The 13,242-nt window shown below is 34.0% G+C and carries 11 protein-coding genes; 9 read left to right on the top strand and 2 right to left on the bottom strand.

Going from position 1 to position 13,242, the window contains the following annotated elements:
• Nucleotides 1-20: 20 nt before the first annotated feature.
• From QMA06_RS06760 to QMA06_RS06720, 9 genes are all read left to right on the top strand, one after another.
• A complete protein-coding gene (locus QMA06_RS06760; protein WP_290206107.1) occupies nucleotides 21-1,064 on the top strand; it encodes a glycosyltransferase family 4 protein in 1,044 nt (347 codons plus the stop codon).
• 106 nt (nucleotides 1,065-1,170) lie between these two features.
• Nucleotides 1,171-2,259 (top strand): glycosyltransferase family 4 protein, encoded by a 1,089-nt coding sequence (locus QMA06_RS06755; protein ID WP_290206106.1) that lies wholly within the window; start codon nucleotides 1,171-1,173, stop codon nucleotides 2,257-2,259.
• 37 nt (nucleotides 2,260-2,296) lie between these two features.
• Nucleotides 2,297-3,625, top strand: coding sequence for a glycosyltransferase family A protein (locus QMA06_RS06750; protein ID WP_290206105.1), 1,329 nt, complete (start codon nucleotides 2,297-2,299; stop codon nucleotides 3,623-3,625).
• Between the two features lie 249 nt (nucleotides 3,626-3,874).
• Nucleotides 3,875-4,966 (top strand): glycosyltransferase family 4 protein, encoded by a 1,092-nt coding sequence (locus QMA06_RS06745; protein WP_290206104.1) that lies wholly within the window; start codon nucleotides 3,875-3,877, stop codon nucleotides 4,964-4,966.
• Nucleotides 4,963-6,087: a glycosyltransferase gene (locus QMA06_RS06740; protein ID WP_290206103.1), complete on the top strand. Its 1,125-nt coding sequence runs from the start codon at nucleotides 4,963-4,965 to the stop codon at nucleotides 6,085-6,087. The genes QMA06_RS06745 and QMA06_RS06740 overlap by 4 nt, the downstream gene beginning before the upstream one ends.
• A gap of 68 nt (nucleotides 6,088-6,155) precedes the next feature.
• On the top strand, nucleotides 6,156-6,962 hold the full coding sequence (locus QMA06_RS06735) for a transglutaminase-like domain-containing protein (RefSeq protein ID WP_290206102.1): 807 nt from the start codon (nucleotides 6,156-6,158) through the stop codon (nucleotides 6,960-6,962).
• 93 nt (nucleotides 6,963-7,055) lie between these two features.
• Nucleotides 7,056-8,420 (top strand): O-antigen ligase family protein, encoded by a 1,365-nt coding sequence (locus QMA06_RS06730; RefSeq protein ID WP_290206101.1) that lies wholly within the window; start codon nucleotides 7,056-7,058, stop codon nucleotides 8,418-8,420.
• Nucleotides 8,371-9,387: a glycosyltransferase family 4 protein gene (locus QMA06_RS06725; protein WP_290206100.1), complete on the top strand. Its 1,017-nt coding sequence runs from the start codon at nucleotides 8,371-8,373 to the stop codon at nucleotides 9,385-9,387. The genes QMA06_RS06730 and QMA06_RS06725 overlap by 50 nt, the downstream gene beginning before the upstream one ends.
• A gap of 51 nt (nucleotides 9,388-9,438) precedes the next feature.
• Nucleotides 9,439-10,833 carry an exopolysaccharide biosynthesis polyprenyl glycosylphosphotransferase gene (locus QMA06_RS06720; RefSeq protein WP_290206099.1) on the top strand — a complete coding sequence of 465 codons (1,395 nt, stop codon included), beginning with the start codon at nucleotides 9,439-9,441 and terminating at the stop codon, nucleotides 10,831-10,833.
• A gap of 139 nt (nucleotides 10,834-10,972) precedes the next feature.
• Here QMA06_RS06720 and QMA06_RS06715 read toward each other — a convergent pair whose 3' ends face one another.
• Nucleotides 10,973-12,163: a lipoprotein N-acyltransferase Lnb domain-containing protein gene (locus tag QMA06_RS06715; protein ID WP_290206098.1), complete on the bottom strand. Its 1,191-nt coding sequence runs from the start codon at nucleotides 12,161-12,163 to the stop codon at nucleotides 10,973-10,975.
• An 8-nt stretch (nucleotides 12,164-12,171) separates the two neighbouring features.
• Entirely contained in the window at nucleotides 12,172-13,242 is a 1,071-nt protein-coding gene (locus tag QMA06_RS06710; RefSeq protein WP_290206097.1) for a putative type IX sorting system protein PorV2, read from the bottom strand.

Here is a 13,242-nt window from a genome sequence, read left to right as displayed (position 1 = left end):
GTTTTCTTTCATATAATTTAATGAATAATTCCACTGCTGATTATTTTATTACTTTGAGCAATAAATTATCTAAGGATAATAAGGTAGTTGTTTTAACAAGTAAGATTCGTAAGACAAATATAACTTTAGATGAAAGTATAACTATTTTAAAATGGCCCACTAAACGACCAACTACTTGGAAAGGGTTTTGGTTTCTTTGTAAGTTAGTGCGAGATTATAAGCCAGACATAATGATTTCCATGTTTAGTTTTGTCAATCTGTTTTTAATAGTAGGTTGGTTGTATCGTATAAAAATTAGGGTAGCATGGATACGAACTTTAAGTTCGCAATACGCGCAAAAAAAGCACAAAGTTTATAGAAAGTCAGTAATTTATGGTTTATCAACGGATATTATAACAAATTCTGTAGCTACAAAAAAAGACGTTTCCAGTTTTTTTTATATACCAGATCGTAAAATAACAGTGCTTCCTAATTCAGTAAAAGACTATAGCGATTCCTTGCAAGATATAATGACAGCCACCGAAAGTTTACTTTATGTGGGAAGACTTCACCCAAGTAAAGGTATTGATGTTTTAATACAGTCTTTTTCACAGTTGTTAAATCATTTTCCAAAGCTGCGATTAGTAATTATTGGACATGGTCATATTTTAAATGATCTCGTTAAACTTACAGAATCTTTAGGCGTTTCTAACCGTGTCTCATTTTTAGGTGAGAAGGATAAAGAAACAGTATTAAAAGCCTATAAAAAATCTTATTGTACAATTATTCCTAGTCATTCCGAGGCCTTTGGCTTTACAGTAATAGAAGCGATGAGTGTTGGAACTTGTGTTATCGGAGCTAATAATACGGGCATAAAAGAAATTATTATTCATGAAGAAACAGGATTATTGTTTGAAACGGGGAACATAGACGATTTGACATTACAATTAGGACGTATTTTAAACGATAAAGATTTTAGAAATAACCTAGCGCGTAATGGTTATCAAAGATTTTTCAATAAGTACGAGAATACTTATGCCATTAATAGAGATTCCGAATTTTTTAAAAGGAAGCTGTCGTCGTAGATAATAAAAATATAAGAAGAGTAAAAATAATGGCAGATTTTTGATTTTGGCTTAAGGTCTCATCGAGTTTACCATTGCTCGATTAAAATAATATAAGAACTGTTAATTGAAAATTCTAATCCTCTATACATATAACAAAGGTTTACTTTCAGAATTTTTTCAAGAACTATCTGAAAAACTTTATTCCGACGGTTTTGATGTCGATAATTTTTACTTAAAAAACAAAAGTGTATTTTTTACGCAGAACGGGGTGTCAATTTATGGCGAAAAACGTCGTGGTTTTTTTTCTAATTATAAAGCTATATATAAAGTTATTAAGCATAGTCAACCAGATGTTGTAATTTCTAATTTTAGTTATATAAATCCTGCAGTTTTATTCGGAAAATTATTGGGTGTTAAACGAAATATAGCATGGTTTCATACGGCTTTTGGACATACAAAACCTAATTTATTAAAAGTATGGAATAAGACGGTTTATTTAAATATGGCAGATGTGGTATTGGCAAACTCGAAATCCTTACAACATGAAATGCACAGTGTTTATAAGGTGTCTAAAGAAAAAATAAAGCGCGTTCCTTTTTGGACCAATATTGTTAATTATCAAAATGATACTCACGCATTACCAATAGAAAGAAGTGGGGATATAATTAATATTGGATGTCCAGGTCGACTGGTAGCCGATAAAAATCACAGTCTAGTTATACGAGCTATGCATCAATTAAAACAAAGCCGCGAACAACTTTTTCATCTATACATAGCGGGTAGTGGGATTTACGAACATCAATTACAACAATTGGTTAAGAAGTTGAACTTAGAGCAAGACGTCACCTTTTTAGGTCTGTTGGATGTTAGTGCCATGACTGAATTTTATAAAACGATGGATGTCGTTGTACTTCCAAGTTTACACGAAGCCTTTGGTTTAGTTTTTATAGAAACCATAGCTTTAGGCACCCCTGTTTTAGTATCAAATGCGTTTGGAGCATTGAGTTTTATTGACGTAGAAAAATTTCCTTTGGAAGACTTTTGTTTCAATCCAGAGTCTATCCAAGAATTAATTAATAAATTGAGCCTTTTTATAGAAACAAAGGGTTTGAAATCTCAATATTTTAAATTCATGTATGAGCAAACTTTTGAAAAAGAGCATATTTATAATCAGATCAAGTCTATTATTTTAGATCAAAATGGAACGACCTAATAACTTATATCCTAATTAAAACTTTAGCCATACTCTAATGCCATTCCAATTTCTAACATACTTACAACCTACTCATTATTTTAGATTATTTAATAAACGAGGTGCAAGTGTATTTCCACAAGTAGAACATCTACCTAAAATAGTTTTGAAACAACTTGTTGCGGATGCTGGTTTTGCAACTGATATTGCAAGAGATTACGATTTGTCATGGCAGGCTATACAATTGGGATATATTGGAGATGTACCGACCTATACAACGTTTGAGTCTGTGCCGTTAGAAGATAATTACCGATTTATCAGAAAAAATTTTCATTCTGTATGGGTATTTTTTGTTTTACTATTGCGTTTGTTTTCTTTTCACAATCCTATTAAAGAAATTAAGACTTGGTCTCGTACTAAGCGTGTAAACCAAATAAAAAATAGGGGTGAATTTATTACTTATAAAAATTGGATCTCATTTGATTCAACATTAGTAGAATCTAATCCGCTCGTTAGTGTGGTGATCCCTACTTTAAATCGTTATGATTATTTAAAGGCGGTGTTGAAAGATTTAGAGTTGCAAGATTATTCTAATTTTGAAGTTATAGTAGTCGATCAGTCCGATAATTTTAACGAAGCGTTTTATAACTCATTTAATCTTAATTTTCAAATTATAAACCAGAAGGAGAAAGCACTTTGGTTGGCTAGGAATACAGCCGTTAAGGCTAGTAACGGAACGTTTATTGCTTTATCTGAAGATGATGTACGTATAAAACCAGATTGGATAAAGATGCATCTAAAATGTTTAGAGTTTTTTAAAGCTGAGGTTTCGGCAGGTGTTTTTTATCCTGAAGGTCAGCAGATTCCCAAATCACGTTCCTTTTTTGCAGTTGCCTCACAATTTGCAACCGGAAATGCCATGCTGCAAAAATCAGTTTTTAAATCCGTTGGTTTATTTGATCGGCAATTTGAAAAACAACGTATGGGTGATGGTGAATTTGGCATGCGCATCTATCTTGAAGGCTTAAAAAGTATATCAAACCCATTAGCGTCTTGCATCGATGTTAAAGCTGGTGTAGGTGGTTTACGGGAAATGGGCAGTTGGGATGCGTTTAGGCCGTCTAATTTTTTTGCTCCCAGACCTATACCTAGTGTTTTGTATTATTTTAGAGCCTATTTTGGAGATGCAGCTGCAAGATTAGCCTTATTACGTACCGTACCTATTTCTATATTTCCGTATCAATTTAAAAAAAATAAACCCTTATTAATCGTAGGTGTTTTTGTTTCTTTGTTGCTGATGCCTTTGGTGCTCTTTCAGGTGATTAAATCTTGGAGAATGGCTACAACGAAATTGCGAGAAGGAGCGCTGATTGAAACGTTTGATTGAAAATGGGTTTGGGATTGGAATGCTGATGCATCGTTTATCGTTGGTTTCTTAACTCGTTTGTTTAAAAGTGCTTCGCCTTTTAGGTCAAACCTTCCGATTTTTGCTGGCGCAAAAACCACCTTCCTTCGGCTGAAGGAAGGAGCATTTGGGAGCGTGAAGCTATTATGTGTTGGGTAGTTGTTAAAAATCAAAGCCACTTTCTTTTGAATCCCGAAGTAGTCGGGAGAAAAGGAGTTGAAAAATTGTAAATTGAACAGAAAGATTCTTATAGTCACTTCAGAGTTTCCACCACAACCGGGTGGTATAGGTAATCATGCTTATAATTTGGCCACCTATTTAAAAGCTAATGGCTGCATTGTGAGTGTTATAGCTGATCAACGCTCTGAAAACGGAACAGAAGAAGATTATTTCGATGCGACTTTAGATTTTTCCGTTGTTCGTGTTAAGCGTTATCGATGGCGTTTTATAATGTATCTCAAGCGTATTATCCTTACATTTTCAGCTTTTAAACGTGCTACGCACGTTATTGCGACAGGAAAATTTTCGCTTTGGAATGTTGGATTTTGTAGTTACTTTTTTAAACAAAAAACGATGGCTATAATTCACGGTACAGAAGTGAATTTTAAATTAGCTTTACTTCGGAAATCTATTGATTTTTCATTAAAACGTTTCGATCATATTGTAGCGGTATCTAGCTATACTAAAATGCTTGTAAGTCATTTAGACAAGGTAGTTTCTGTAATTCCGAATGGTATCAACGTTTCAGAATGGAATAATACTAAATCAAAACTTTCATTACAAGGCGCCCCAGTTTTAACTACTGTGGGTCGTGTAAGTTCACGTAAAGGACAATTAAATGTTATAAGGCATTTACCTGAATTGATAAAAAATTTTCCTAATTTACATTATCACTGTGTTGGTATTCCTACAGAGGCGGATGCTTTTTTGGGAGTGGCCAAATCCTTAAATATAACCTCTCATGTTACGTTTCACGGCAGTGTAAAAGATAGAAGATTGAAGCAAATGTTAGAGGCTACTGATATATTCATTATGTTGAGTTCGGAAAGTGCTACTGGCGATGTAGAAGGCTTTGGAATTGCTATATTGGAAGCTAATGCTATGGGAGTCCCTGCCATTGGTTCTACGGAATGTGGTATAGAAGATGCGATTTACCCACATCAATCGGGCCTATTAATTGATGCAGACGATCCCAATCAATTAGTTTCAGCGGTTAATGAGATTTTAGGTAATATGCCTAAATTTAGGACGGAAGCCAAAATGTGGGCGCAATCTCACGATTGGGATGTCATTGTAGAGAATTATTTAAAATTACTATCATGAGCATATTAACTATTATTTCTCATACCGAACATTATAAAAGTGCAGAGGGTAGTATTGTAGGCCTAGGTTCAACGGTTACAGAACTCAATCATTTAGTTACTGTTTTTGATGAAATTAGACATGTAGCCATGTTACACCAAGGCGTTGCACCAGCGAGTGCCTTGCCTTATACGTCAGAAAAAATCACATTTATTCCTATTACAGCGGTAGGAGGCTCGACTCTTCGTGATAAATTTGGGATAATCAGGCAAGCCTTTAATACTATAGGGGTCATTAGACGCTCTTTAAAAGGCAGTGATTATTTTCAATTTAGAGCGCCTACAGGAATAGGTGTTTTTATAATTCCGTATTTAATTTTATTCACCTCAAAAAAAGGATGGTTTAAATACGCTGGGAATTGGAAGCAGCCGTCGGCTCCTTTAGCTTATCAGTTTCAAAAATGGCTGTTAATAAACCAATCACGACCAGTAACGATTAATGGTTTTTGGGACAAGCAACATAAACATTGTTTGAGTTTCGAAAATCCTTGTTTGACGCAAAAGGAAATTGCATCTGGTCAGCGTATCCTAACTTCTAAACACTTAGAGTTTCCTTTAGAACTTTGTTTTGTGGGACGGATGGAAAATGCTAAAGGTGTAGATTTAATACTCAAGTCATTAAAAAGTTTAAATGATGAAGCGCGTCTTAAAATAGGTGTGGTCCATCTGGTTGGGTCTGGAACGCAAATGCATGCGTACCGAAATGCAGTTGAAGCACTTTCATTGCCGGTAATGTTTCATGGTTATTTGTCGAGAACAGAAGTTCATGATATATATAAGCGGTCTCATGCTATTTTGCTACCATCAGCGTCTGAAGGGTTTCCTAAAGTTATTGCTGAAGCTATGAACTATGGTTGTGTACCCATAGTATCTAACGTATCCTCTATAAGTCATTATATAAAAGATAAGACAAATGGTTTTTTGATGACTGATATAACGGTCCCAGCTCTGAATGTATGCCTTCTTAATTTACTTGATATGGATAAACGTGCTTATAGCCAAATGATTAGTGTTACTGGTGGGTTTATTTCGGCGTTCAGTTATGCCCATTACAATCAACGATTGCTAACTGATATTTTATAAACAAAATCCTAGCAATTTAAAAAAGAAATGATAAATTTAACGCAAACTAATTCACTGTTAATAGATTAATGCTATTTAAAAAACTTCGCTGGACAATAAAGCGACATCCTTTTCTTTATCTAACTCGATTTCGTTTACTGTCTAAAAACTCAGATGAAAGCGCAATAGCCTCCATTTCTTATAATACGTTTAATCATCAGAAGGATATTCCAGATTACTTTAATGAGATTAATGCTAAAATTTTTCCTCACGGAAAGCCTGATGCCGATTTGGAATTAGTAAAACAAATAGTAATTTGGTTATTTAATAATACTAAAGTAGGACCAGGTTTAAGTGAGCCATCCGATAAGGCACTTGAAACTATGTTGTATGGTAAAGGTGGAGTTTGTAGTGATATGGCACAAATTTTTAATAATTTTTGCGTCATTAATAATTTGCAAGTGCGCGAGTGGGGTACAACTAGTGCTCCATTTAGTAGAGAAAATGGTGGGCATTCGTTCAATGAAGTATATATCAATGAATTTAATAAATGGGTGTTGGTCGATCCCTCTTGGGGCATGCTATTTTATAATGATCAAAATCAACCATTGTCTGTTATTGAACTTTATGAATTGTCTCGAACCAACCAAAATTTAAGCTTTAGATCTTTTATTGAAGGTAAAATTATAGAAATAGACCATGTAATGAAAAATTACTTGAATACCGATGTCACTCCTTTTTTAATTTGTGATTATAGAAATAAAACTTATGATCGCTATTTAAAAATTACAAGACCATTTATACCAGTGTTTGTGGTTCATTTTATGGTCTATATTTTAGGCAAAAGCTATCATTATAAATTTCCCATAGACGATTATAAAAAAATTTTCACTTAGATCGATGTGTGAATGTTATAATTCTCAATAGAATATCTATTTTACACTACCTTGCAATCCGAGTCATAATTTTATAACCTGCAACATTTTAGTTTGAAAACCAATATTACTTATATATCTGCTGTTGGTGTCCATGCAGCTTTAGGGTTTATTATTTATTTAAACGAAAGCATTGCTAAACTCTATTTTCTTAGTGCATTATTATACTTTTTATATGGTATCATTATGGTTGCCAATAAGGATAAAACTCTTGAGGTATTAAAAGCTTGTGCTTATTTTGTTGGTGCTGAAGTTTTTTTTAGAACCACAAAAGCTTCCATTTCTTATGAAGCTGGTAAATACATCGTAATTATGTTTGTTTTGATAGGCATGTTTTATAAAGGTGTTTCTGGAAAAGGCTATCCCTATTTTATATATCTTATGTTTTTGGTTCCGTCAGTTTTTGTGGCTTCAACCACCTTAAGTTTTGACGCTAACTTTAGAACTAATATTGCTTTTGTACTTAGCGGTCCTGTATGTTTAGGTTTGGCAGCTCTGTTTTGTTATAATAAACATGTCACATTTAAACAGATGTCTCAAATATTATTATTCTTATTACTTCCGATTATAGCACATACCGTATATATTTATTTTTATGCACCGGATTTAAAGGATATTATTACAGGAACGGGATCCAATAGGTCAGCAGCGGGCGGATTTGGCGCGAATCAAGTAGCAACTGCATTAGGCTTAGGCATGTTTGTATTAGGAATTCGTGTTTTCATAAATTCACCAACCATAGGGATTAAACTATTTAATATCGCAATTTTAATTTTGATGTCTTATCGTGCTATAGTAACATTTAGTAGAGGTGGTGTGATTGCAGCCTTATTATGTATAGGCATTTTTTTATTTATGTATTTCCTTCAAGCAAAATCTAAGGCTCGAAATCGTATTTTAGGAATATTTGTTTTATTTGTTGGTGCAATGGTTTTATCTTGGATTATAAGTTCAAATCAATCAAGTGGGATGCTAGAAAAACGTTATGCTAATCAAAACGCTCGAGGGGTTGATAAAACGGATATCACCACAGGACGAGGTGAATTATTCATGGGTGAATTGGAAGGTTTCATAACTAATCCTTTTTTTGGTATTGGCTCTAGTCGTGCTAAAGATCAACGTATTGAAGAGGATGGACAAGGTGTAACATCTCACAATGAAGTCAGTCGTACATTGGCAGAACATGGCATTTTCGGTCTGATTATATTAATAATACTTCTTATAAAACCATTAGATTTGAGATCAAGCAATAAACAGAATTATTATTTTTATGCACTTTTAGCATTTTGGTTTGCTACAATAAATCATTCTTCTATGCGTATTGCAGCTCCAGCTTTTATATACGCTTTAGCCTTATTAAACGTGAAACATGAAAAACGTCCTATACATAGGAAACAACTTAAAGACCAAAACGTCTAATATTTCAGGTATTCAAACTTTAGGTGCTCTACTTGAACAGGAGGGTTATACCATGTATTATGCATCTTCTAAAGCCAATAAACTCCTTCGGCTTTTGGATATGATTTGGAGTATTCTAAAATTCCATAAAAACGTAGATTTTGTTCTCATTGATACGTACAGTACCGTTAACTTTTATTACGCTTTAGTTATTAGTCAACTATGTCGATTATTAAAAATTAAGTATGTCCCCATTTTACATGGTGGCAATCTTGAACATCGATTGAAAGACAGTTCTAGATTTAGTGGTCTTATTTTTAATAACGCCTATACGTTAGTGGCGCCGTCAGGCTTTCTCAAAACAGTTTTTGAAACGTATGGGTATAAGAATATAATCTACATACCTAATACCTTTGAAATTACTAACTATACATTTCAACATCGCGATTTAAATACTCCACGATTATTATGGGTACGATCGTTTTCAGAAATATACAATCCGAAATTGGCTATTCACGTGTTTAATGCCTTAAAAAAAAATCAACCTCATGCCACCTTGTGTATGGTAGGTCCGGATTCGGATGGCTCTTTAGTAGAGGTTAAGCAATTGGCATCACAACTTCATCTAAAGGTTGAATTTACAGGCAAATTAACTAAGCGCGATTGGATAGCTCTATCAAAGGATTATAATGTATTTATAAATACCACTAATTTTGATAATACACCGCTAAGTGTTATTGAAGCTATGGCTTTAGGTTTACCCATTGTGTCAACCAATGTAGGTGGATTACCTTATTTAATTACAGATGCTGTTGATGGTATGTTGGTGGCGCCAGACCTTACTGCTGCTATGGTAGAAGCCATTAATACACTCCAATTAGATGAAGACCTCCGAATTCGGTTGGTGACTAATGCGCGAAAAAAAGTTGAAAACTTTGATTGGAACGCTATAAAGTTGAAATGGAACGCTCTTTTTTTGTCCGAATAACCTGTAATAATTCATGAGACTTATTATATTTACGGCATAGTTTTTTAAATAATGTTTAAAAATAAAGGTATCCATTTTGAAGTTTCAGAACGTAAAATTCTCCTTAGAATTTTGGATTTGGTTATCGTATTCTTAGGGGTTTATGCCTTAAGCCTTTGTTTTGATTTCGAATATTTAAAAGTTAGTGCGGATAACAGCATCGCTATAGTATTATTAGGTGTTTACATTTCTGTTTTCGGTACTATTTTTGAACTTTACGATTTGCAGAAAGCAAGTCGATTAGACACCACTTTTAAAAACATTGTAATTACGATTTCTACCGTGGTCTTGTTTTATTTGTTAACACCGGTTTTATCACCTTTTCTTCCAGATGAACGTTTGCAAATTGTATATTTTTATTTCACGTTAATAATTTCGATTCTTTTATGGCGCTTAATTTATATTAATTTAATTGAGTCACCTCGCTTTTATAAACGTGTGCTATTGGTGGGTGAAGTATCTAAGATAGAAGGTTTGATTAAAGCATTAGATACTACAGATCCGAATTATAAAATTGTTGGTTTTATAAATAGTGAAATTCCGTCCTCAGAATCCGTAAGATTTAAAGGGGTGAAAGAATTTGAATCTAAGAATATTTTACAGATTATAGATAAGGAAGGCGTTTCAGAAATTTTAATTGCAAGTTTTAATCCCGAAGCCATCACAGACGATGTTTATCACCATTTAATGTTGTTGCTAGAACGTGGATTTAAGTTACGGGATTATACACAAGTGTATGAAGAATTGCTTCAAAAAGTACCCATTCAATTTATAGGTAAGGATTTTTACAAATATTTCCCGTTCAGTCGGAGTAATGAAAATCAACTGTACATATTTTTTCATCGTACTTTCGATATTTTGTTTTCGATCATTGGTTTACTATTAGGCGCTTTGCTTTTACCATTTATTTTAGTCGGAAATGTAATAGGAAATAAAGGACCATTATTTTATTTTCAAGAACGCGTGGGGAAAAACAGTGAAAAATTTAATATAATTAAGTTGAGAACTATGGTTATTAACGCTGAAGAACACGGTGTTACATGGGCCAAAAAGAATGATACTAGAATAACAGCGTTTGGTAAATTTTTAAGACGATCGCGGTTGGATGAAATCCCACAATTTTATAATGTCTTAAAAGGCGATATGAGTATTATCGGTCCACGTCCAGAGCGCCCATTCTTTGTCGATGAATTATCGCGTGTCATTCCTTTTTATCAAACACGACATATCATAAAACCAGGTTTAACTGGTTGGGCGCAGGTAAGTACAAGATACGGTTCATCCGTTGACGATAGCCTTACCAAACTGCAATACGATCTCTATTATATTAAACACCGAAGCGTATTTTTAGATTTTAGTATTATCATTAAGACTTTAAGCACTATTCTTTATTATAGAGGACAGTAGATAGGAATTAAGAATTAAGAATTAGGACGTATGACGTGGGACGCTTAAAGTTTTAAATATGACTCACGTCGTTGGAGGGATAAGCTTAGCGTTTAAAATCGCTCGAAACGACGTCACTTCACACTTTACCGATTATAGATTACTGCATAGAGGCTTTTCCACGGATATCGTTACACCATTTTAGTAAATAAATATAACGCATCAATAGCGCTATGAGTAATGGAATTAAACCAATAGCAAATACCTGAACCCCAATTAACCAATGTAAGGTCATAAGACAGAGCATAATTATTAAGAATTTCAAGTAGCTTTTAAACCAATGTTTTATTTTTGGTTTTGTTAATTGTACTATAACCAAAATATTAAGCGGAAATGCCCATAGTAGGTTGTAGTTGTGAGCTGTGGCAGAATGGTCTGTTGCAAACCATAAAAAAAGCACTAGACCACCAATAAGTCCAGTGACGGAAAAAATTACCAAATCTAACCATTTAGTGCGTCGATGGTTTTTATAATCTTTATAGGTTAAATATAAAATAGCAAGGGCTAATAATCCCATAACCATCAAAGGACTAAACAGAAAATTTAAAGTCGTCCGTTTCTCCTTTCTTTCAAAAAGCGTCGAAGCGTTCTTAACCAAACGCTCAGTACCATTAATTGTGGCGTCCTTAAACATGGTATGAATATAGTGGGGCAAAAACATATGTTCTCGAAGCGACGCTTTTCTGTCTATAACACTCCCTAGCGCGATATCTATACCAAAACTGCCCCACGTATTTAAACCAACATGATCGTGAATTAACGATCTAAAGGTTTTCAACTCAAACCGTTCGGGCGGCTGAAATTCAATTTTTCGATTGGCGGTATTAATAGTGACATCTCTTATTTTGGTCGCGCAATTATCATAAAAAAAATCGTATAAATAGCGTCTGTTTTCTGGTTTATAATTGTTTTCTAAAACGTTGAATAATTCTTGTTTTTCTTGAATTGTAAGATTTAATATTTGTTCTTTTATCGTACGATTATTTTGGGAGTAATGGTAAAAAATATCTGAAAATTGATGTCTACTAATAAGGTAGTTTAGTTTTCCTTGCGCAAATTTTAAGTAAAAATTAGGAGCATCAAAATCGTATTCGCCATAACCATAGACGACATCTATTCCTAACTTGTTATCTTTTATTCTGAAACCATTATGTCCGAAGGCATCATTTAATGATTCTCCTGGGCCTATAGTTAGTACCGATATTTTTGCATCGTCCGACAGTTGGAATTGCTGTGCAAATGTTGAGGCCACCGTAATTAATAAAATAAATGAGAGTAACTTTAATTTCATAAAAAGATCTATCTAAAGACACTAAAGTCTATTTTTAAAGAAAACACATTGGAATACAGCGCTGCACTTTGGTCTCCAATATCCGTGAACGCATAATCAATATAAATCCCTTTGTATTTAAAACCCACACCGAAGTTCGGTTGAAACGTAACTTGTTCTGAATTATCAATTTGGATCTCATTCTGAAAATTACCAACACCTCCTCTTAAAAACACCAAATCCGTATAGCCAAATTCAAAACCCAACGCCGGATTAATGCTGGCGAAAGATGTAGAAATAATATCATTATTTTCTGCAAAACGCATATTTAAATTTACAGCCGCTAGTAAAGAATAATCGTAGTGAAAAATCCATTTTTTAGACATGCCAAGTTGCAGTTTTGGTATGGTGATTTCTGTAGTTTCTGGTAGTTCTTGGTTTTCGCCGTCAACCGCTCCACTAATCTGTTCAAATTTATCTTCGTCAATAGACCAGGCATTGTAAGTCGTAGAAATGTCTCTTGCCATTAAACCAAACTTCCAGTCGTTTTTACTTTCAAATTGAATACCGGCATCTAATCCAAAACCCCATGACGAGGCAAAATCGCCTATAATTCGACGAATTATTTTAGCATTAACTCCAAAATTTAATCCATCTAACGGTAATTTTTTCGCGTAAGAAAAGGTTAGTCCGTAATCTGCGGTTGAAAACGTACTTATTCTATCGTAATTAATATTTCCTTGGTCATCTATTAGTTGCGTAGTGTCTAGAATATCATCGACACCAAATCTTATTAAAGAAATGCCTAATGCACTTTCCGTATCTAAAGGCATCGCATAAGCTATGTAGTTATAATTGGCAATATTAGCAAAATAGCTAGAATGCATTAAGGAGAGTTGATTATCTTCCAGGTGTACCAAGCCTGCTGGATTCCAATACCCAGAATTGACGTCGGCAGTTTGAGATACCACCGCATTACTCATACCCAATGCAGCCGCATCAACACCGATATTCATAAATTCGTTAGAATATTTTCGTGTCGTCTGAGCCGTACCGATAAGCGTAGTAAGTGTTAAGAGAATTACATAGTAATTTTTCAA

The organism is Winogradskyella bathintestinalis, assembly GCF_030407435.1.
Lineage (GTDB): Bacteria > Bacteroidota > Bacteroidia > Flavobacteriales > Flavobacteriaceae > Winogradskyella > Winogradskyella bathintestinalis.
The sequence above is the reverse complement of the archived record's forward strand: the minus strand, read 5'-3'. Positions and strand labels throughout refer to the sequence as shown.